Annotated in this window: 12 protein-coding genes; all 12 read left to right on the top strand. The window is 44.3% G+C overall.

Translation table 11 applies throughout. The annotated features are described in order from the left end of the window. Positions 1 to 95: 95 nt before the first annotated feature. The 12 genes from C162_RS20605 (at position 96) to C162_RS20550 (ending at position 23,113) form a co-directional block, all read left to right on the top strand. Positions 96 to 3,311, top strand: coding sequence for a non-ribosomal peptide synthetase (locus C162_RS20605; RefSeq protein ID WP_036697189.1), 3,216 nt, complete (start codon positions 96 to 98; stop codon positions 3,309 to 3,311). Positions 3,312 to 3,319: 8 nt separating this feature from the next. After that, complete coding sequence (locus C162_RS34505; RefSeq protein WP_051493782.1) at positions 3,320 to 10,444, top strand: type I polyketide synthase; 7,125 nt, start codon at positions 3,320 to 3,322, stop codon at positions 10,442 to 10,444. Then, positions 10,431 to 11,147 carry a thioesterase II family protein gene (locus C162_RS20595; RefSeq protein ID WP_036697186.1) on the top strand — a complete coding sequence of 239 codons (717 nt, stop codon included), beginning with the start codon at positions 10,431 to 10,433 and terminating at the stop codon, positions 11,145 to 11,147. The genes C162_RS34505 and C162_RS20595 overlap by 14 nt, the downstream gene beginning before the upstream one ends. Positions 11,148 to 11,180: 33 nt before the next feature. Continuing rightward, positions 11,181 to 11,909 (top strand): class I SAM-dependent methyltransferase, encoded by a 729-nt coding sequence (locus C162_RS20590; protein WP_036697183.1) that lies wholly within the window; start codon positions 11,181 to 11,183, stop codon positions 11,907 to 11,909. A 99-nt stretch (positions 11,910 to 12,008) separates the two neighbouring features. Next, positions 12,009 to 12,767, top strand: a complete 759-nt coding sequence (locus C162_RS20585) for an ABC transporter ATP-binding protein (RefSeq protein WP_036697181.1) — start codon at positions 12,009 to 12,011, stop codon at positions 12,765 to 12,767. Between the two features lie 2 nt (positions 12,768 to 12,769). Continuing rightward, entirely contained in the window at positions 12,770 to 15,130 is a 2,361-nt protein-coding gene (locus C162_RS20580) for an ABC transporter permease (protein WP_036697178.1), read from the top strand. Positions 15,131 to 15,561: 431 nt separating this feature from the next. Further along, positions 15,562 to 16,341, top strand: coding sequence for a 4'-phosphopantetheinyl transferase family protein (locus C162_RS20575; RefSeq protein ID WP_036697175.1), 780 nt, complete (start codon positions 15,562 to 15,564; stop codon positions 16,339 to 16,341). 261 nt (positions 16,342 to 16,602) lie between these two features. Next, positions 16,603 to 18,147, top strand: a complete 1,545-nt coding sequence (locus tag C162_RS20570; RefSeq protein WP_036697172.1) for a response regulator — start codon at positions 16,603 to 16,605, stop codon at positions 18,145 to 18,147. Between the two features lie 2 nt (positions 18,148 to 18,149). After that, complete coding sequence (locus C162_RS20565; RefSeq protein ID WP_036697169.1) at positions 18,150 to 19,880, top strand: sensor histidine kinase; 1,731 nt, start codon at positions 18,150 to 18,152, stop codon at positions 19,878 to 19,880. Between the two features lie 145 nt (positions 19,881 to 20,025). Then, on the top strand, positions 20,026 to 21,372 hold the full coding sequence (locus tag C162_RS20560) for an ABC transporter substrate-binding protein (protein WP_036697167.1): 1,347 nt from the start codon (positions 20,026 to 20,028) through the stop codon (positions 21,370 to 21,372). Next, positions 21,372 to 22,304: a carbohydrate ABC transporter permease gene (locus tag C162_RS20555; RefSeq protein WP_063829044.1), complete on the top strand. Its 933-nt coding sequence runs from the start codon at positions 21,372 to 21,374 to the stop codon at positions 22,302 to 22,304. Before C162_RS20560 ends, C162_RS20555 begins: the two co-directional genes overlap by 1 nt. After that, positions 22,301 to 23,113, top strand: a complete 813-nt coding sequence (locus tag C162_RS20550; RefSeq protein WP_036697164.1) for a carbohydrate ABC transporter permease — start codon at positions 22,301 to 22,303, stop codon at positions 23,111 to 23,113. The genes C162_RS20555 and C162_RS20550 overlap by 4 nt, the downstream gene beginning before the upstream one ends. Positions 23,114 to 23,211: the final 98 nt, after the last annotated feature.

Raw genomic sequence — 23,211 nt, 5'->3', positions numbered from 1 at the left:
TTTAAATAAATCGCTAAATAGTGATTATGTTTGTTTATATTAACCAAATATGGTACTATTTATTTGGCGGTAAAGGATAAACAAGGAGCTGCAATATGATCCATAAGGATGATATACAGGATATTTACGGTTTGTCTCCAATGCAGAACGGGATGTTAATAAGTCATGCTCTCGATCCTTTATCTTCAGCATATCTGGAGCAATTTGATTTTAATATTATGGGTGATGTGAATCCCCAATGTATGGAATACGCATTGATTCAGATTTCTGACTGCCATGATATTCTACGTACGGTGTTCTCCTACAAGAAAACGGATCTGCCCAGGCAGATCGTATTGAAATCCTGGCACCCTCAAATGACAGTTGAGGATTATAGGAACATGCATTCAATAGAAGCTGCTGTAGATAATTTCAAGGAAAAAGATAGAGCTAGAGGGTTTGATTTAAGTCGAGATGTGCTGCTTCGGTCAGCGTTATTGAGAGTCGGGGACAAAGCCTGGAGGTTAATATTGACTTTTCATCATATCGTGATGGATGGATGGTCACTTGCGCCCTTCTTTCAGGAGCTATTCGGATATTATGAAACTGCGGTTAATAATCAGACGATACCGGCTGTTAAAGCGGGCTACCAATATAGCGAATATATCAGTTGGCTTCAAAAGCAGAGTGTGGATGAGGCCTGTGCCTACTGGAAACAGTATCTTGATGGATATGATAAACCAGCATCGATCCCTACACTGGGGAATACGGATTCTTATTGTCATGCTAGGCATGTCTTTCCATTGAAATCGGATTTGGTGGAAGCAATGGAGTATTTGGCAAAAGCACGACAGTTTACGGTGAATACGTTGTTTCAAAGTGCATGGGGTCTGCTGCTCCAAAAGTATAACTATGTTCGGGATGTTGTGTTTGGAACGGTTGTATCTGGGCGACCACCTGATTTACCCGGTGTGGAATCCATGGTTGGTTTATTCATAAACACAAGGCCACAACGTGTTCAAACCGCTGATGGAGACAGTTTTGCCATGATTTGTTCCAAAGTGCAAGATGCAAGTTTTACATCGACTGCCTATGAATATTATCCGCTCTATGAAATTCAAACACACTGTGAACTGAAGAATAGGCTGCTGGACCATGTAGTGGCGTTTGAGAATTATCCCCTAATCGATCAACTTAGAGAAAGGGAGACGGAAGCGGAACACTCTTTATGGTTCGAGGATATTCAGGTGTATGAACGTGCGAATTATGATTTCAGCATTATCGTCAATCCGGGAAATGAGTATTCGGTTACATTTATCTATAATGAGAAACGGTACTCGCGAGAAACAATAGAAGGCTTGGAGCGAAGTCTGATAAACCTGCTAGAGGAGGCTTGCGCCAGTCCGGATGTTTCTGTAGATGAGTTGAGTTTATGCTCAGCTCTCGATCAAACGCAGATTATACAAGGCTTCAATGGAAAGAGATTCACCTATCCGTCCGATACTACCGTTGACGCTTATTTTAAGAGTATTGCTTCAAGCTATCCGAACGACACTGCTCTTGTATGGAGAAATAAAGAATTCACTTATGCGGAGCTGGATGCCTGGTCTGACCGCTTAGCCGCTCTACTGCGGGCTAGAGGGGTGAGCCCTGGTGGTAATGTGGGCTTATTAGTAGGGCGTTCACCAGAAATGATAGCTGGCATGCTGGGAATAATGAAGACAGGTGCAGTCTATGTACCACTGGATATTAATAGCTCTGCTGAGAGATTGACAACAATGATTAAGGATACAGATATCCAGATGGTATGTACCCAGAAAGAACTAGAATCTCAACTGCCAGATGGTATAGCAACTCTATTCCTAGATTATACAGACAACGACGTAGCGGTCGAAGATATAAGCCAAAGTCATACTGCTGAGAGTCCGGCTTATATCATGTATACATCTGGTTCAACAGGGAAACCCAAAGGCGTGATGATTACTCATAGGAATATTATTCATCTAGTAAGTAGTGCTGGGTTTATGAAGTTCCAGCATGGTCAGGTTATGCTTCAGACTTGCTCGCCTACCTTTGATCCCTGCACTTTCGAAATTTGGGTGGCTTTGCTGCAAGGAGGCACTCTGGTTGTGGCAGACGAGGAGGATTGTATTGATTCTGGAAGGATTGGTGAATTATTAATCCGCCGAAAGGTTAACAGTACGCAGTTGGTTACTGCATTGTTTAACCGGTTATGCGATCAAGACCCTGCAGTGTTCTCTTCTTTAACAAGTATGATGGTGGGCGGTGATGTTCTATTAGCTAAGTACGTTCGCAAAGTAAGAGAGTCGAATCCTGATTTGATTCTAATTAACGGATATGGACCTACAGAAAATACGACAATTTCCACCGTTCACATTATTAACGATTCCGATTTGGAAGCAGATCGTGTCCCGATAGGACGTCCTCTGGACAATTCATCGGTATATGTTATGGATCAGGGACTTCATCTTCTCCCTGTAGGTGCTATAGGAGAAGTATGCGTGGGCGGTGATGGGGTAAGCCTGGGTTATTACAATAACGGGGAGCTTACCGATCAGAAATTTGTTCAAGATACGTTTATGCCTGATGGGAGGATGTACCGGACAGGTGATTTAGCCCGCTGGCTTCCTGATGGAACCGTCGATTTCTTAGGCCGAGCTGATTCTCAGGTGAAATTTAGGGGATATCGCATTGAGATCGGTGAAATTGAACGTACTATGGCGAACTTCTTAGACCTCAAAGAAGTGACCGTTCAGATTCAGAACGTAGGACAGGAAAAGCAACTATGTGCTTACTATACTAGCAGAGGTGTTCCTGATATAGATAATTGGCAGAAGCTATTGGCTTCCAAGTTGCCGGTCTATATGATTCCTGTTTTCTTTATTCAGATGGAAGCGTTACCCTTGACACCAAACTTCAAGATTGACAAGGGGGCACTACCGCTGCCCTCATCAATAGTTCCAGGCAGATCCGAGCGAATGCAGCCAGCAAGTGAAATGGAGAACATTATAACAGATATTTTTGCCTTAGTATTGGAAACAGAAGCTGTACCGATAAACTATAATTTTTTTGAACTGGGAGTAAATTCGCTAAACATTATTACGATTAACAATAAGCTCAAAGCGAAGCTAAATAGAGATATACCCTTAACGGTTCTGTTTGAATACACCAGTATAGCCCGTCTGGCCAAATACCTGCAGCCCAAAGAGGTAATTGACAACCAAGAAGAACAAGATAAGGAAGCTGAATTGAATGAATCCAGAAGAACTCTATTACAAACTGATAGACTAATTCGTTTCTTGGAGGGCTAAATAAAGATATGAAAAATAATTATACAGGTATGGAAATTGCTGTTATCGGGATGTCAGGAAGGTTTCCTAGTGCGGGAGATCTCGAAGAGTTCTGGAGTAATTTGGTTGATGGGAAAGAAGGAATTTCCTTTTTTGATAAAGATGAGCTTGTAGCGAGTGGGATGAATCCGGAATTGCTGGATATGCCTAACTTTGTTGGGGCTAAAGGTGTATTTCCTAACATTGAGTACTTTGATGCTGATTTTTTCAACTACACCCATCGTGATGCTGCGACATTAGATCCGCAAGTTCGTATTTTGCATCAAGAAGTCTATCATGCTTTGGAAGATGCCGGGTATGTAACGGAACAACCCCGCAATAATATAGGTGTATTTTTAGGTTCTACAAGTAACTTTGCTTGGGAACTTGAAACTATGAAACTCAGTATGGATAACGATGAGCATATGTTTGGCACTGGTTTGTTGAATGATAAAGATTTTGCAGCGACTCGAATTGCCTATAGCCTTAACCTTCAAGGACCATGCGTTACTGTGCATAGTGCATGCTCGACTTCCTTGTATGCTATTGATCTTGCTTGCCGTCAGCTCCTTACCGGAGCATGTTCAGTTGCTGTTGCTGGAGGCAGCAGTTTTACTGTACCTAGCCGTAATGGTTATTTATATACGGATGGCATGATTAATTCACCTGATGGGCATTGCCGCCCGTTCGACCAAGATGCCAAAGGCACCGTGGAGGGTAATGGCGTCGGAATCGTAGTGCTCAAGAGGCTTGAGAATGCGGTTAAGGACAGGGATCATATCTATGCGGTTATTCGAGGTTCTGCTGTCAATAATGATGGGAACCGCAAGGTAGGATTCACGGCTCCTAGCGTTGAGGGACAAGCGGATGTGATCCGCAGAGCTTTGTATATGGCAGATGTACCTGCGCAGAGCATATCCTATATTGAAACGCATGGAACCGGAACTATATTGGGAGATCCGATTGAGATAGCGGGCCTGCAAAAGGCATTCCAGTCTGTAGATTCTAAATCCGGCAGCATAGGTTTAGGGTCCCTAAAGTCTAACATTGGACATCTTGATGTCGGCGCCGGTGTTGCATCCTTTATCAAAACCTCGTTAGCTCTTAAAAATAAGATTATTCCAGCAAGTATACACTTCGAGAAATTAAACTCTAATATTGATTTCACAAATACGCCTTTTCGGATGATAACTGAATCCCAAGAGTGGAACAGACAGCTTGAGTCCACAGAGAATGCTGAGTATTATCCTCTGCGGGCGGGTGTCAGCTCTTTTGGTATCGGTGGCACGAACGTTCATATTATATTAGAAGAAGCCCCGGAACGAGAGGTTTCGGGACCGGGCAGAGAATGGAATGTGCTAAGTCTATCGGCTGCCACTGAAACATCTCTGAACCAGATGAAAGAGGACTACCTTACATTTATTAATCATGCTGGCGCTGGGATTAACCCTACGGATTTGGCGTACAGCTTACATACAGGGAGCAGAAGTCTAAAGGAACGTTTCTCGCTGCCTTATCGCAATTATCAAGAGCTGTCAGAAGGATTGGAGGCAGCTATAAAAGGCGAAGCTTCTCAGCGGGGAAGCAAGAATACAGTGTCTAATAGTAAGGCGGAAGTCATTTTCCTTTTCCCGGGACAAGGATCTCAATATGTGGGTATGGCCCGTGATCTGTATCAGACGGAGCAAGTGTTTTGTAATGAATTAGAGGCATGCTTAAAAATTGCAGAAGTAAGTGGAGAGTACACGCTTAGGCGACTGATTCTAGATCCGGCGGCAAATGATGAAGAGATCATGAAAGAGACGGATCTTGCCCAATTATCCTTGTTCGTTATTGAGTATGCATTGGCGCGTCTATTGATGTCTTGGGGAATTAAGCCTTATGGAATGATTGGCCACAGTTTGGGTGAGTACACTGCCGCTTGTCTGGCTGGAGTGTTCTCTATTGAAGAAGGAATCCAGCTTGTTATGGCCAGAGGGCGTCTTATGAAATCCATGGCTAGAGGCTCCATGCTTAGTGTCAGTGCCTCGGCGGCCATTCTGGAGCATCTGCTGCCTGCCAGCGTGTCTTTGGCTGCTGTCAATAGTCCGAACCAATGTACGGTGGCTGGCTCGGATGAAGATATTGAGCTGGTGCAATCTCAATTGGCTTCGATGGGCTTGACGTACCGCAGGCTAAAGACCAGCCATGCCTTCCACTCGTCAATGATGGATGGTATGCTGGCTGAATTTGGTGAGGTGTGCGCCAAGGTTGCCTTTAAGGAGCCGGCAATTCCTTATGTATCCAATCTGACGGGGGACTGGATCACGCCTCAGGATGCTACCGATAGCTCTTATTATACGAAGCACGTGCGCAACTGCGTTCAATTTGCCCGTGGAATTGAGACCATCTTAACGAATCCAGGAGTTGTATTCATTGAAGTGGGGCCGGGACGGACTCTATCCACCTTTGTTCGTCAGGCGGCAACGGAGAAGACTGCGGGTGTAGTCAATATTTTACGCCATCCCAACGAGCCTTTGAGTGATGATGCGTTTCTCGCGGAACGCTTAGGAGAACTATGGTGTTGTGGAGTGGCTCCAGATTGGAAGGCTTATTATAAGGAACAAGTTCGTAATCACGAGCCGCTTCCTCATTATCCATTTGATGCTAAGAAATTCCCTATTGGAAGCAGAGATACGTATAGTCTGCTAAAGGGAATAACAAGCGGAGCCAAGCATAATAACGCTTCACAAGATATTATTCATAAGGATACTGGCAACGGGGCAGCGAAAGTGAGTCAGGTTCTTTGGGAGCCATCCTTTTTGCCTCAGATTAATCCTTCTGTGCAGCAGAGAACCAGTTTGATTTTGACCCAAGATGTTGGCCATGCCATTCATTTATTTAAGAGCTTGCCTAAGTGGAGAGGGATTTTTGTCAACATTGGATGCGAGTATTCGTTCAATGGGTTCTACGATTCTGCCATACGGCCTGCTAACGAAACCGATCTGCGCCGCCTATTCAAGGACCTGAAGAATCATGCTATGCTGCCAAACACGATTATGGTGATTCAGTCTGATGTCCGCAGCACTGAAGAGGAGCTTCGCGTGCTGGCTGATGTAATAAAGGAGGAACTTCATGATTCGCTACCAGAAGTTGTAGTCATTAGTCCTGCAGCTATAGGCAATCATGCTCCTGGGCTCGTTACTTTGGTCAGGGCATTAATGACGGAGCAGCCTGGCTTAGTTATTCGTTTGGTAGATGCAGGTGTACCGTCTAACCATGTTGATTATGTTCAACAATGGGCATCTGTAATTGAAAAGGAACTTGCTGTAGATGGTAGTAACTATCCGGCCGTATCCTATAACAACGGATCAAGAATGGTTCCTCGGCTTCGTAATTTGGATACGTGTGAGGTGAGGCAAAGTTCATCTATTTCCGGGAGCCATCTGGTTGTATTGAGTCCTGAGAACCGGCTGCCAATAGCATTAGCCCAAACTCTCCAGCGCGAGAAGGATACGAAGGTAAGTCTGCTGCCTTATCGCTTGGATTCCAGATCCTTTTATGATGAAACGATTGTTCAGGCATTGGAGGATGTGCAAGCTCAGCAACAGCAGTATATGGAACGCTTTGGAATTGAAGATTTATCCGGTACTCACCGTTTTGTTGATGAATACTCCGCTCGTCTGGTGTTTGACTATATTAATGAAGTGTTTCTGATGAAGACAGGGCGGAGGTTTGACATCAATACCTTCAAAGAAGGATTGGGAGTCATTGACCCGCTTGCTAGATTTGCAGATTATTTCCTCCATATCTTATGTGAGGATGGTCTTCTGGAAGCAGAAAAAGATAAAGGAAGCTTCAGGGTTACTGAGAGAACAGAACAACTCCGTCAGCCTACAGAAATTCGTGCGGAAATTGAAGGTATGACGGATCTTTTCTCAGGACAACTGGATCTACTAGCTCACTGTGTAAGTAAATTTAAGCCTGCGCTTCGAGGTGAGATCCCATCTCTTGGCGTATTGTATCCTGAAGGAAACAATGAATTGCTTCAACGCACCTATGAAGGGACTCTTCAGGCCAAAGAAGAAGAGCTTATGATTGAGATGTTCGCACAAATGCTGTCTAAGCTGGTAGGCGAAAAACGCAGAATCCGTATTCTGGAGGTTGGAGGCGGATTTGGTACTATCCTGCGCCAAGTAACAGAGGTTCTCAAGGGAGTAGAAGTCGAGTACTTATTTACAGATGTATCAAGTTCATTCTTGGAGGATATTCGAGCATACGCGCATGAGGAGAACTTGGAATTCCTCACAACCGGACTTTTTGATATTACGAAAGATCCACAGCAGCAAGGATTTGAAGCGAATCATTTCGACATAGTAGTTGCGTATAACGTTGTTCATGCAACACATCGCATTTCGGAAAGTCTAGATCATCTTCATAGATTGTTGAAGCTGGGGGGACTGCTATGTGTTATAGAACGAGTCCACACCAGACGCTTTGTTGATCTTATCTGGGGATTGGCCGATGGATGGTGGCATTTTGATGAAAGTGAACGCGAACTGTCACCTTTAATATCTGTAGAGGAATGGCATAGACAATTCGTTCAGTTAGGTCTTGAGATGGTAACGGCATATCCCGATCAGAGCAAGTATGGAGCGCTGCTTGATGTAGGTATGCTTGTTGGCCGCCGGGTGATCATGGAAGAGACTGAAGGATTGGAGAATGTGATTCTGACGGAAGAGGGGGTAACCTGCCTGCCGGTCATTGCCGGAAGCGATATGGACTCCTTGCAGAGGGCGCTGGAAGCAACGCTCAATACGCTATCAAATGTGGATGGAATAATGTTATGGGATGCATTGGCGAATAAGAAATGCAGCCAGCATGCAGTAAGAGTCGCGCATCAGGAGGAAGTAGACTTATCCATTGCTGTAAACCAACTTATAACCAGAATGGATAATCAGAAGCCGCGAATCATGATATCTTCTCTTTCTCAAGCCAATCATTGGTCTTCTGAGCTAACGAAATGGGTTGTAGCAAATGATGAGTTGGATATTGCTGCAGATGTATACCGCCTCTATTTACCTTTAGAGAATGAAGGGATTATTGAGGAACTACCTGCTGTGCTGGGAGCAATGCTAGAGTCGGGTATACGCCAAGTTATCCTGAATCCTTGCGAATTCCCTTTATTCTCAGATAAACCGGGATCGGTTGGGGCTTCCAGTAAGACAAAGACAGAAATCGTAAAGGTTACAGAGCTTGAGGTTCTGGAGCAATTCTTGGAGAAGTCATGGAAGGGGATTTTAGGCAGAGAAGACATTGGACGCGAAGAAGACTTTTTTGCAATGGGTGGAGATTCCTTCAAGTTGATCGAAATGACAACGGATCTGGAACGTGAGGGCTACAAATTATTGATGAATGAAGTATATAAATATCCAACCATTCATTTGTTAGCCGCATATATGAATCGACAATCTGAAGGTAAAAGCAATGATATTACAACTGTTGAACAGTTGGAGGCACATCTTACCGGAGCATTTGGAGCAAAGTGGATCTTCCGCGTCTTAGGCGGAGAGCAGCCCGTTAATATTCTGTTTGTAGATGAAGCGGCAACCGGCGGAGTAGATTTTGCCCGTCAGTATCTTCAGAAGCTTCATATGTCTGAGGAACTTCTGCCGCATTATATTTATGAATTGTCGTTGTACGAACAGTTGTCTGAACCTATTGATCTAGGTCAATTGATAAAGCATGGTGTTCTATTTAATTCAGAGAAGATGGTTATCGAGAACGTTGAAGAACATATACAGGCAGGACAAGATCTCTTTAACCTAGCCGTTACCAGCCAGCCAATTATTAATCGCTTTGATCTAAGTAATATCCAGGAAATTCATTTCCGCGGAGAAGTACGCTTACAGTTGTACATGATGCAATTTAATGAAATGGTGGATCAAGATTTATTAGAGCAAGCCTTATGTGATGTTGTGGGCAATCACCAATTGCTGCGTAGTTGTCTATATGAATACAACGAGGGGTATCGGTGGAAAGAGTATTCTCCTCCTCTGAAACTATCCCTTCCCAAGTTGGATCTATCCGGACTAACACCTGGCGCTCAATCCAGGGTCATGGAGGAAATAGCAAAGTTTGAGTGGGCTGCGAACTTTAAGCAATTGGATAAGCCAATGTATCATGTAACGCTGATTAAAATGAATGAAAAAAATTACAATCTGTTCTTCCAATTTGATCACTCTATATTTGATATTTCTTCTGGACAGGCCATCCGGCGTCAAATTCTTCAGCGTTATAAGGAATTACAAAAAGGTGTAAAACATGCAATGGAAGCAGCGACTACGTATGAGCAATATTTGCAGCAAATCAATAAAGGCCCGGTTGGTATGGAGATAGAGCAGTTGCACAGCATGTTTGACTTAGACAGATACCTTGAATATACCGATATTCTAATAGAAAAATTCAATAATATTCAAGAAAATAGAATCCAGCAAATGCGCTACAGCATAGATTTGAGTCTCTTCAATTTCGATGAAGATGATGCTAATGCTCCGTTTGAGTTAGCTTTGCAGGTATATGCTCTTGTGGTGGCGAGAATATTGGATCTGGAAGCTGTGCCATTTGATTTGCTCTTCCAAAACCGTAGATACGAAGGTAAAAACTTCTCCGATGTAGTGGGCTTAGTATTAGATGCAGTACCATTCATCGTAACGGCGGATAGAGAGAATCCATCCCATGTAGCCGATGTAATCAGAAATACAGTGAAGAATATTAACAAACATAATGTCAATTTTATTAGTCTATCCAAAAATAAAACAATCTTTAAAGAGGCTCCTGCTACATTCTATTCTCCAATTTTGCTGAACTATGGAGGAAATGCTGAGGAAGAGTATAGTCAGATTTGGGATTATACCATGCAGCAGTTAGACGACAAAGATCAAAAGAAATTAAATTACGCTGGTTTTTATGGTCTGGTCGGAGTTGTGAAGGATAAACTAAATTTCTTAGTGTTGTATAAGTTTGATTCCGATATGGAAAGTGTTCGTCAAGCGTTTGATGAAGAAGTTGCCCAGCTAGTTGAGAAATATAATGAGAAAAGGAAATTGAAGGAAGTGTCTAATGGGCAGCTATAATTTATTCTGCATTCCTTATGCAGGTGGCTCTGCCAGGACTATTTATGGTAAATGGACAGGAATACTCGATCCTAAAACAAACGTTTATTATTTGGAACTGGCTGGACACGGGCAACGGATGAACGAGCCTTTTCATAGCAGTATACAGGAAGCTGTTGAAGATATGCTGGAGATGATTCGCCCGCTGATTACTTCAGATAAGCCATATGCCTTGTATGGACACAGTATGGGCACAGTGCTTGTATACGAGTTGGCAGCGGCTATACGTGCCGAAGGTCTACCGCAACCGGCGATCCTGTTTGTTTCTGGACGTATGCCCCCTCATCATTTTTACAAAGCTGAGAAGGTTCACCTAAAGTCTGATGAGCTGTTAATTGAGTATTTGAAGGGGATTAAAGGCACACCAGCATCATTCTTTGAGTCGAAAGAGTTGCTCAAGATTTTCATTCCGATTCTGAGAAATGATTATCGCCTCATTGAAGAGTACCAATTCCAAGAACCGGCAGTATGTTTTGATTCGGATATCGTATTATTCTATAGCATTCAGGACTTTCATGTAGATAAGCCCGGAATTTTGGAATGGGAGCGTTATACGAAACACTCCTTCAAAGTCTTTGACTTTGAAGGAGGGCACTTTTTCTTGAATGAAGTGTGGCGTGACTTATGTTTGATTATCAATGAAGAGCTGACGGCTAATCGTTAACAATATTGAATATGAGAGAGAGGTTTTATTATTATGGGTGCACCTTATGATGTCATTTCCGATTTATATATCAAATATTGGAATGATATAGTGTTGTCTAATTATCCTATCCTTGAGAAAACGCTTCTTCCATTTATACCTGACAATAGTGTCATACTGGATGTTTGTTGTGGTGCAGGTTTGATCGCAGCGAAACTCAGTGAGCAGAATTATGTTGTTGAAGGATTTGATATATCGGAAAAAATGATTGAAAATGCAAAGATTAATGCGCCTAAGGCCTCTTTTAAAGTGGGAGATGCGAGGGATTTCAGTTATGACATTTCCTTTGATGCTGCTATATGTACGTTGGATAGTCTTAATCATATTACTAACATAGCAGATCTGGAGAAAGTCTTTATCCATATTGCACAAGCTTTGAAGCCCGGGGGAGTATTGTATTTTGATGTGAGGAATGAGGAGGGCTATAAGTACATCTGGGATAAGCAGAGTTACTCCATAATAGAACCAGAACTGGTAGTCACCTATAAGACGATCTACAACGCTAACGATCGATTGGGGATTATGAAGGGTGTTTACTTTAAGGAAAGTGAGGTTTGGGAGCGAGATGATTTTTGCATTATCCAAAGAAGTTATCTGGAGGAGGAGCTCTCTGCATTATTGAATAAAGTTGGTTTTAATAATATTAAAATTGTGAAAGTCAAAGAAAACTTAAATATAAATGTACTGGGAAGATCCCATTATACCTGCAGCAAGAGTATGTAGTAATTAGATCCAAGGATTTCTAGTCCTGATTAGGCAACAGATCCTTGGATTCCATTATATTCAATGTTTATAAGGTAATTATCAAAAGGAGGAATTGCTATGAGCAAGGCTATTCTGAAATGCAGAAATCTATATAAATCCTATTTGAGTGCTGATGTAGAAGTAAGTGCTATTAATAATCTGACCATTGATATCTATGAAAAGGATTTTACTGTAATCATGGGGAGTTCAGGCTCCGGGAAATCTACCCTGTTATATCTTCTAAGCGGACTTGATAATGTAACCAAGGGTGAGGTCTGGTTTGAAGATATGAGAATTGATGTGTTAAAAGAAAAAAAGATGGTTCAGTTGAGACGTGAAAAAATCGGGTTTGTCTTCCAGTCCATTAATCTTGTACCCAATCTATCCATCTTTGAAAATGTGACGGTGCCTGGATACCTTGCACAAAAAAATAGAAAAGATGTTGAGAAGAGAGCCAGGGAGCTTTTGGACAATATGGATATCAAACAGGAGGCATCAAGAATGCCTTCGCAGTTATCAGGCGGACAGCAACAAAGAATAGCCATTGCAAGAGGGCTTATCAATTCACCTAAGGTGCTTTTTGCAGATGAGCCCACAGGAGCACTGAACTCAACACAAGGTCAAAGAATCTTGGATGTATTCACAGATATCAACAGCAAAGGGCAATCTATTGTAATGGTTACGCATGATGTCAAGGCAGCCTGCCGGGCGAATCGAATTCTGTTTTTACGTGATGGTGAGATTAATAGTGAGTTAAATCTCGAAAAATATTCAAAGGATAATGGTATAGAGAGGGAAGAACAAATATATTCTTTCTTAATGGATAAGGGGTGGTAATTATGCGATCAATATTTAAGGTATGTCTTGCAAACTTCAAGAGGAATAAAACGCAAAAGGTTTTGATTGCCATTACAGTTTTATTGGCCTCTTTAGTCTTTTCGTTAGGGATCTCTATTCTTTCTATAATTGATAAACCCTTTGACAAAATGTATAAAGACCTAAATGCTTCTCATACTTTACTTTTTTACGATAGTGTTCTTAACAGGAATAAGGACGTTGAGGCTTTTTGGAAATCACAAAAGGAAGTAGAAAGCACTTACCTCGTGCCTGCACAATTCATGCAGGGGAATGCTTATTTTAATAAAAAAATTGATATTAGTTTATTTATAGCTGAAGTTCCTGACGGGACTGTTACACAGGATATATTAAAAATTGTTGAAGGCACCGAGGGGTCAAAACCAGGAGTTAATGAGATTTGGCTACCGACTACATTTGCATACGAGAATAAGATTAACGTAGGGGACAGCATTGATTTGCCAACCTTTGAAGGCTCAAAAAAATATAAAGTGTCTGCAATTATAATTGATCCCCAGTACAGCTCTCCTCAGCATAATCCAGTCAGAGTATGGGTTAAATCAGGAGAACTAAACCGAATATTCACCGGTGAATCTACATCCTATGTCATTGGAATTCGTTATCTGGAATACTCCGAGAAGGATGAAGTTAGAATCTGGAATGACTTTGAAACGTATCTTGGACAAAGTTTTACCGGATATAAACTGGATTATAATGATATTGTTTTCAAGTATACTAGTACGCAAGAAAGCATTGGTGCTATTATGTTAGTGCTTGCTTTAATAGTTATTGCAGTATGTTTTATTCTAATTTTCTTTGCAATATCAAATTCAATAATGTCTGATTATACAACCATTGGGATATTTAAAGCCCAGGGCTTCTCTTCGGTCAATATTATTTTTACATATGTGCTGCAATACTTAATTATTGGGTGTATTGCTATTCCTCTAGGTTCAATGTTAAGCATACCTATTGTTGGGGTGCTGTCGGACAGCTTGATGAAGGCGTTAGGAATGACGCAGAGCTCGGGGACCTCCTTGGATACAGGCATAGTGACGTTCATTGTTTTAATGTTGTTTACGGTTGGTGTTTCTTTTGTTGCGGCTTCAAAAACATCGAAAGTTAAACCATCCCAAGCGATCCGTTATGGGGCTCCGGCAAGTAAAAACTTAAAGAGAACAGGCATTTCTTTATCGGCACTTAGACGATTGCCGGTATCCATGATGATTGGAATAAAGGATACATTCTCTCAAGTGAGACAAATGATCTTTTTCGTAATCGTTCTTTTTGTAACAAGTGTTATATTGGTGTTTTCTTTCGTAAGTATCTCCAGTATGGAAAATGCCTTGGAGGATCCGAATTACATGGGGATGGATTACAGTGATCTGACCGTTGGGAATTCGAACAGGACGGAAATGACTAATGATGATATATATCAGCTATTATCCAAGGAAGAGAACGTGGAGTTTGTAGTTCCTATGAATTATTTGATCAACTCCTCCATCTTTATCAGTGATGATAGTGCCTCTAAGAACATTGTAGGAACAGCATATGCCGGAGATATGGAGCTTTTGGGCATTACGAATTCGGAAGGCCGAAATCCTTCTGATCAGAATGAAGTTTCAATTAGTTATAAATTATCCCAGAGGCTTAACATGGGGATAGGAGATACCCTTTTAGCCAATATTGAAGGGGAAAATAAAGAATTAAAGATTTCGGGTGTTTTTTCAACGATGAGCAGTGGCGGATATATGTTTAGAATCCTAAATGCTGACATTAAGACCTCGAAAATTGGCATGCAGAGGGTTCATCAAGTGAAGTTAAAGGAGAATGTGGATGTAGCGAAATTTGAGCAAGAATTAAAGGGGAAATACGAAGATTCATTAGAAATTGTAAACAATTCGAGATTCAGAGATACCTTCCTTTCCTCTATTAAGTCTGTAATTAAGCTGGTAACCTATATTATCAGTATAGTTGTAGTTAGTGTTTGTTTTATTACAGTGTTCAATGCAATCTTAATCAATATCCTTAATATGAAGAAGAATTACGGGATTTACAAATCCTTTGGAATGTCTTCCTTTGAAATAAGAAAAGCTTTGATCTATAGAATTCAATTTGTAACGATTATTGGATGTGGATTAGGAATCGTTACAGCCGTGCTCTTAACTCCATCCTTCATTGGTCCAGCCTTATCCCAAGGAGGAGCTGTAAGAATTGATATCGTAATGGACTGGTTCCAAATTATTATGATAGCACCACTGTGTATGGCGGTTACCATGCTTAGTACATGGGTCGCTTCGGGAGGCGTTCTCAAAATCAATCCGCGTAATTTGGTGTCTGAATGAGTACTGGAAATATACATCCAATGTAAAGCAGAGGACCTATGCTTGTGTATCCAAGGAAATAGACGTTATAAGAGAGTAACACTTATTTAACAGCCACTGATGCTAATGATGTATGTCCTCCTCAACTACAGTAGTAGTGGCTGTTAAACGTACTTTTATTAAGATAGGCTACATCCCGCGTATCCATATCGGATTTACACATCTGGATCATGGCGTTCTTCAGCCAGCCGTCCTGCTGGTGGGCACAGGTAGTCGGGTCTGAACAGTCTATGACGATTACCAGGGGACTAAAATGTTTGTGGTGAACTATAAGCATTTTTAACCATAGAGCTATCTATAATGATGATGTATAACAAGAGTTTATCAGAATTACTGTTTCAATTTGTAAGGATGGGAAGACATATCGACTCATCAATCAGGGAGAGATAATTTTGGTTAGAGTATTCGCTGTTCAGATAACCCAATTCCCTTATAAATATCTGGATTCTATATTGTCATATCTTCCGGAGGGTAGACGTCAAAAGCACCTGGAATTCCGATTTTTACAAGATAAATTACGGGGTGTAACCGGAGATATGTTAATGAGAATGGTGTTATCCTCAATGATGGATAGACCTATAGAGGATATAAGTATCGCTGTTAATTGCTTTGGCAAGCCAGTTCTGCTTGGTAACAAGCAGGGACTTGGATTCAACATTTCCCATTCTGGGGATTGGGTCGTTCTGGCTACAGGTCCTTCCAGCCAAATTGGAGTAGATGTAGAGCGAATAGATGAGGTTCATCTCGATTTGGCGCTACGATTTTTCAGGGAAGATGAATACCGGTCTATATTGAAAGTTGAAATGGGTGAGCATAGATTATTACAGTTCTTTCGGATTTGGACAGCGAAAGAAAGTTATATTAAAGCCATTGGCAAGGGGATGACCATCCCACTTGAAAGTTTCTCTACCGTCGAAGGAGACGAAATGGCAAGTGAAAAATGGATATTCGGGAAAAAGTGGTACTTTAAGTCATATCTTCTAGAAGTTGGGTATTCATTAACCATATGTTCAGATATAAACTGTTTCAGTGAACAAGTTGCAATCATTGATATAGGTTCGCTTATACATTCTTTCTTCAAAGCACATAAACATGGGGCAATAGGAGGTCAACCTACTGTTTCTGATTTGTTACATAGCGAAGCAGAAGTGAATTCCATGTTGAAAAAGTGAAGTGATAATTCATCGCGACGCTTAGTAAGGAGCTGAATAAGAATCCATTTCAGGCGCTGATAGAAGCGCCTTTTTTGCGTGCGCCTCACAGTTGCATCTTCTAGGTGGTTCAAATCTACCCGGCAACTTCACCCTTTAAAGTGCCGTATCCGAAGTAGACCAACTTATCGGAAAAGGGAATCTATTTCCATTGACAGCCCTTCCATGTTCCGTTATACCTGCATATATATCAGGATTCGACAGGAACGGGGGATTTCTACAGTGAATTCATTGATTTCGGTCATGCTTGTGGATGATGAGCCGCTTGCACTTGATCATGTCTACCAATCGGTTCCGTGGGAGGAGAATGGCTTCCGGGTGGTCGCTCAGGCGACCAGCGGGCGTATGGCGCTACGGATGTTCGAGGAATTACGGCCGCAGATTATCATCACCGACATCTCCATGTCACCTATGGATGGCTTGGAGCTGGGACGGCATGTGGTCCAGCTTGCCCCAAGAACGCGGCTGATCTTTCTGACTGCTTACCGGGATTTCGACTATGCCCGTCAGGCCCTGGAGCTGCGCGCGGCCCATTATCTGCTTAAGCATGAGATTAGCCGGGGCCGCCTGCTGGAACAGCTGAAGCTGCTGAAGGAAGGTCTGGCAGCGGAAGCTGCCGAGGAAGAAGGGCACGGACATGCGCTCCATATCCTGCTTAAGGATATGCTGGCCGGCAAGTATCAGGCTCCTGCAGAGAATAAGGAATCCCGGCTGCACCGCCTCGTGGCAGATTATCAGCAGGGTCAGCCCGGGCTGCTGTATTTCGAGCTGGAGGCTGCATTGAAGCTGGACGGCAGCCGGAGTAATGCACGTAGTGGCACGGCCCTCGTATGGAAGAATGTCGAAGAAGAGATCCGCCGTCAGACAACGGACTTGGAGGAGCTTCAACTTCTGGAGATGGATGAAGGCGGATACATCCTGCTGCTTAAGTTATCCTCTTCCAGCAGTCTGCTGCTCCAGCATTATAACTTGCGGCAGCTCGCGGCCCAAGTTCTGCTCTGCCTGGAGTCTTTCTATCGGGGGAACCTTCCCAGAGTGATAATATCCGCAGGTAATGGCGCAGAACCGCCGGACCTCAGATATGCGGCGATGAGGCAGGCTTATGATTATTCTGTGTTTTTGCCGCCCGGTGCTGTGTTTCTGCTGGAGCAAGCAGCTTCAACCCGGGAAGCTACCCGTATGGCCCAAGAGGTCAGACAATATCTGTTATCCCCCGAACGGAGTCTGCTGGAACGGCTGAAGACGGGTCTGGACCAGATCGCCGCTCAGGCGTATTTGGGAGATTTGCGCGCCGTCATGGGTGAGATCAGGGGAGCAAGAAGCAAGGACGGAAGCAACAGCCCTGATCAAGTGCTGGGTACAGACACGCGGCAAGTAGTTAACAGCTTGTACCGGATGCTTGAAGAATGTTTGCAGCAGCGGCAGAGCCAGAAGCAGTATTCCCGCTGGGTCAACAAGGCGATGGAGTATGTTGCCGGGAATTACGCCGATCCCGATCTGTCCCTGGAGACGGTCGCAGGTCATCTGCAGATCAGCAGCATCCATCTTCGGACAACCTTCAAGCGGGAGACGGGCAAGTCTCTGCTCGACTACACAACGGAGTATCGGATCGGGCTGGCGAAGAAGCTTCTGCAGACCGGTGAATACAAAATCTACGAGGTATCGGAGAAAGTAGGGTACAAAACCAGCCAATACTTCAGTCAGGTCTTCAAAAAAACCACGGGTATACAGCCCAAGGATTTCCTGCAGCAGAGGGGCAGCGAATAGCTATGCGAAAAATTAAGAATAAAATTCTCGGCAGCGTTATTCTGATCGTTACGCTGTCGGTAACGGCCATCAGTGCACTGGCGTATGAGCAGTTCTCTTCGATTCTCGAAGCGCAAGCCCTGCGTGAAGATACGATCCATCTGGAGCAGACCACGAATCAGATGAATCACCTGATTGATGATGTACAGAAATATGCCGCAAATATGGTCAACGATGAGTTGCTTCAGCGGTTCGCTGCAAGATTGAACTACTCCTCTACGTATGATGAGCTAAGCGCATACAGAGATGTCGTCGTCCAGTTGACTAAATTCAATGTACTGCGTGACTACCTTGAGAGCTCGGCCATCGTCCGCTCGGACGGCAAGATTTTCTGGTCCTCGCTGTATATCGACCCTTATTTTGAACGGCTGCTGCAAGAGGATTGGTATCAGGAAGCGCTGAAGAGCAATGCCAAAAGCGGGTTCACAGCTCCCCATATTATTCTCGACCCTGACAGCAAAAAAATCGTCAGCTTCTTTATCCGTTTCGATCCCCAGTATGGTGGAGTGCTGCTATTAAATATTGATTACACTGCTTTTGAGAGTCTATTCCAGTACTTGGGCCAGTCCTTCGACCAGGTAGCCTGGATCGGCCCGGGTCAATCATTGCTCTACCAGCAAGGCACCGCTACAGAGCTGCCTGCCCCTACGCTGAGCGCAGACAGCCCGGACATTCAAGTCGTTAAGCATGACAAGGGTTATTATCTGGCCAGCGCTTTTGAGAAATCGGACTGGTCCGTCTCCACGTTCACCTCCAATGAACGGTTCTATGAATGGGTGGGTTATATTGTCCGCTACTGGGCCATCTTCCTCACCTTGTGTCTGGCGCTCTGCTTCCTGTTGTTCCTCCCCATCATCTCGAATATTATCCGTCCGATCCTGCAGATGACCAAAGCGATGAAGCAGGTATCTATGGGCAACTATAATGTTCAGCTCTCGTTCCGCAGCAATGATGAGCTGTCTGTGCTGAAGAATGGTTTTGAGACGATGCTTGGTGATATTGAGCGGCAGATGAGCGAAAGGGTGGAGCAGGAGCGCTGGAAACGTAAAATGACGGCAGAGCTGTTATTCGCCCAGATCAATCCCCATTTCATCTACAACACTCTAAATACGGTTGTGTATCTGGCCCGCAAAAAGAATTACCCGGCTATTGAGGAAATGGTTGAATCCTTCATTGGCATTCTGCATGATGCTGTCAATATTGGTGATACCAGTCTGTATATCACGGTGGAGCAGGAGATGAACATTATTAATCACTTCGTAACGATTCAGAAGTACCGGTATGCAGACCGGTTCGAGGTAGTCTGGAGCGTAGAAGACGAAGCGAAGGGTGACTATATTCCGAAAAGCCTGATTCAGCCGCTGGTGGAAAATGCTATTTTTCATGGATTTTCAGAGAAAGAGACTGTAGGCCGTATAGAGATCATTATCCGTAAGCGCAGCGGAAGGCTGCTGGTTTCGGTCAGAGATGACGGCTGCGGCATGAGCCAGGAGAAGGCCCGGTCTATTATGAATGGAACCCTGCCGCCTGCGCGTCTCCCTTCAGGGGCTATGAAGCAGATTGGATTATGGAATATCCGGGAGCGAATCGAGTATTTGTACGGACGGGAAGGCCGCCTGGTCATCCGGTCAAGTGAGCAGGGAGGCACCAAAGTGTCTGTTCTCCTGCCCGTCCTGCAGCAACCGTCCGAGTGAAAAGCACTATCATTATTTATACAAAACCATCAGATCGTCTAATTGTTAGGTGATCCCTTCAAGCTTATAGTTCTACTATACAGACGGACGGAAGACATTAACAGGAACCGCCCGCTGTCACAACAGATGCAAGGGGGATCTTAAATTGCACAATCTATTCAGTAAAAAAGCATCGGTTATAGCGCTTGTTCTAACGTTATGCTTCACCTTGGTGCTGGCCGGCTGCGGCAACGGAAGCAACAACACTTCGGGAGACTCCGGCAGTACAAACAGTGCGGATCACTCAAGTGATCCTGCGAATGCTTCCGGTAAATTGACCGTATGGGGCTGGGACAAGGCCTGGTTCGAAGGCACCGGAGGGAAGTTCAACGAGAAGTTCCCGAACGTCAAGTTGGAGTTCGTCGAAGTCTCGGCGGGGGATTATTTGAAAAAAATCCAGACCTCCATCGCTGCCGGCTCCGGGCTGCCGGATATTATCTGGGGAGAAGCGGCCTTCCGCGGCGCTCTGTATGAGCTTAACGTACTGCAAAGCTTGTCCGAAGAGCCCTACAAATTCGACACCTCCAATCTGCTCGACTTCGAGCTTCCGCTGCTGACGAACAGTAAGGGAGAGCTTGTGGGTCTAGAGCAATCCGGCTCGCCTGGAGCGCTGGCTTACAAGCGTGATTTGGCTAAAGAATACTTCGGGACAGATGATCCTGATGTATTAACGGCAATGTTCACTGACTGGGATGTCTTTATTGCCAAGGGCAAGGAAGTCTATGAGAAAAGCGGCGGCAAGACATTCATGCTTGGAAGCCTCATGGATGCGTATACCATCCTCTCCAACCAGGGTACAACGGCAGTTGTTGACGGAACCAAGGTGAATACCCAAGAGCTGCTTAGGATCTTCACTCAGCTGCAGTCCATCCGCGACAATAACACTGAGGGCAAGCTGGCGATGTGGTCTCCGACTTGGAATGCTTCGTACTCGCAAGACAACGTGATTTTTTATCCTGCAGCGAACTGGTCTCCAGAATTCGTAATTAAGCCTAACGACAAGGCCAGCAACGGCCGATGGGGTCTGATGGTGCCTCCGGAAGGCGGATATCCATACGGCGGTACTACTATCGGTATTTGGAAGGACAGCAAGAATAAAGATGCTGCCTGGGCGTATCTCAACTGGCTGTTAGGTACAGACGAAGGCGCTGAAGCCAACTTCGCTACCTCCGATTACATTTTACCGTTGAAATCGTTCTTCAAGGATACCTCCAAGCTGTCATCCGGGGCGGATGAATATTTCGGCGGACAGGATCTAGGAAAGTTCTGGGTGGAGAAGGTATTCCCGAACATGAAGTCCAAAGCGGTGACTAAATACGATCAGGATATTTACAGCTCGTCGGAGCTGGTGTTGCAGGTCATGGCACAGGATAACAGCTTCGATGCCGCGCAGGCCCTGGATAAGTGGGAAGAACAGTTGAAGAAAAATCACCCTGAGCTGACATTTGAATAATGATGCAGAAATCAAATGGAATCAGCAGTAAAAACAAATGGCCGTACCTGTTCATTACCCCTTATTTCTTGTCCTATGCCGTACTGAGCTTGTTCCCAATCCTGTTTACGTTGTACATCAGTCTTACAGACTGGGATTTGTACGGTAACCGGAATTTCATCGGACTTGGTAATTATATACAGCTATTTTTTCATGACGCCTTCTTCTGGAAATCGCTGCTGAATGTCATTATTTTCATGGCGGTATATCTTCCGGCTCTTGTCCTAATGGGCATGCTGGTAGCCAGCCTTATCGAGAGCAAGCTGATCCGCCGCAAAACCTTTTTCCGGCTAAGTGTATTCAGTGCCTATATGACAACGCCGGTCGCGGTCGGGATTATCTTCTCTCTGTTGTTCGACTGGCAGGGCGGTTTCTTCAATAATATGCTGATGGAGCTGGGCATCATTCAGGAGAAGATCAATTGGCTGGGCTCCGCCAGCTCCTCCCGCTGGGTAGTTATCCTGATGGTATTTTGGAAAAATCTTGGATATTTCGTGATGTTCTACACGGCGGGGATGGCCAGTATTGACACCTCCATCTATGAAGCCGCTGTAATCGACGGAGCCTCCTCCAAAGATGTGTTCACGCGTATTACGATTCCGCTGCTGAAGCCGATCAATCTGTTCCTGATTATTACTTCCATTATCAGCGGCCTGCAACTGGTGGAAGAACCAATGCTGCTGTTCAGCGGCTGGGCTTCCGGCTCCAGTATGGTAGGAGGGCCTGACGGCTCCACCTTCACACCGATCTGGTACATGTTCGATGCTTCCTTCAACGGCAGTGCGTTCAAGTACGGCAAAGGGGCGGCTATAGCTTACGGCACCTTCCTGTTCATCGCCCTGTTCTCGGTGGTTGGCATGAAATGGATCAACAGGGACGGTGACGACAAATGAGAGCGAAGAAGTTCTTTACCGTATTGTTGCTTATTCTGATCGCTATCGCGTTCCTCTTCCCGTTCTATATGATGATTGTGATGGGCACCTATTATTCCGAAGACCTGTTCAAGCAGCTTCCGATCCTGCCCAGCGGTTATTTGGTGGAGAACCTGAAGACGATCATGTCTGCCAGCTTCCTGCGGAATTACTGGAACAGCTTCTATGTTGCTGTACTGTTCACTCTGGTGACGGTCGGGGTGGCCTCGATTACCGGATTTGCTTTTGCCAAATATGAATTTAAGGGTAAAAATGCACTGTATGGCTTCATTCTTCTGACGATGATGATCCCCGGTCATCTGGGTCTGATTGCATATGTGATGGAGATGAAGTGGTTCCACCTTAACAACACTCATGCGCCGCTGATTCTGGCCGGTCTGAATAATGCCTTCGGCGTATTCTTCATGACCCAGTTCATCCGCTCCTCTGTCCCGACAGAGGTCATTGAGAGCGCAAGAATCGACGGCTCTTCGGAACCGGGTATTCTCACCCGAATTGTTATTCCTTTTCTAATGCCTGCGATCAGTACCCTGGGGCTAATCTCCTTCCTTGGGTCCTGGAATGGTTATCTGCTGCCGCTGGTGACGATCAACAAGCCTGAGCTGTACACGCTGCCGCTGGGAATTGCTAATCTGTCAACGGTCTTCCGCACGGATTATTCAGCCAGTATTCTGGGGCTTACGCTGGGTACACTGCCGCTGATTATTCTCTTCCTGTTCGGCTCGAAGACCCTGGTCAGAGGACTTACCGGCGGAGCGGTCAAAGGCTAACTCACTAAAATTGGGTAAGTGACCGCAAAGAACAGGAAAGAAACCTCTCTTATAGTGAAATGGAGTCGGCTCAGCCATTTCACAGGAGAGGTTTCTTT

This window comes from Paenibacillus sp. FSL R7-269 (genome assembly GCF_000517865.1).
Taxonomy (GTDB): domain Bacteria; phylum Bacillota; class Bacilli; order Paenibacillales; family Paenibacillaceae; genus Paenibacillus_AQ.
This window is presented reverse-complemented; position numbering and strand designations above follow the sequence as displayed.

Bases quoted from the DNA above. Each gene is read 5' to 3' on its own strand.
- C162_RS20585 (WP_036697181.1), top strand. From the start codon at position 12,009: ATGAGCAAGGCTATTCTGAAATGCAGAAATCTATATAAATCCTATTTG.
- C162_RS20555 (WP_063829044.1), top strand. From the start codon at position 21,372: ATGATGCAGAAATCAAATGGAATCAGCAGTAAAAACAAATGGCCGTAC.
- C162_RS20590 (WP_036697183.1), top strand. From the start codon at position 11,181: ATGGGTGCACCTTATGATGTCATTTCCGATTTATATATCAAATATTGG.
- C162_RS20595 (WP_036697186.1), top strand. From the start codon at position 10,431: ATGGGCAGCTATAATTTATTCTGCATTCCTTATGCAGGTGGCTCTGCC.
- C162_RS34505 (WP_051493782.1), top strand. From the start codon at position 3,320: ATGAAAAATAATTATACAGGTATGGAAATTGCTGTTATCGGGATGTCA.
- C162_RS20580 (WP_036697178.1), top strand. From the start codon at position 12,770: ATGCGATCAATATTTAAGGTATGTCTTGCAAACTTCAAGAGGAATAAA.
- C162_RS20605 (WP_036697189.1), top strand. From the start codon at position 96: ATGATCCATAAGGATGATATACAGGATATTTACGGTTTGTCTCCAATG.
- C162_RS20550 (WP_036697164.1), top strand. From the start codon at position 22,301: ATGAGAGCGAAGAAGTTCTTTACCGTATTGTTGCTTATTCTGATCGCT.
- C162_RS20565 (WP_036697169.1), top strand. From the start codon at position 18,150: ATGCGAAAAATTAAGAATAAAATTCTCGGCAGCGTTATTCTGATCGTT.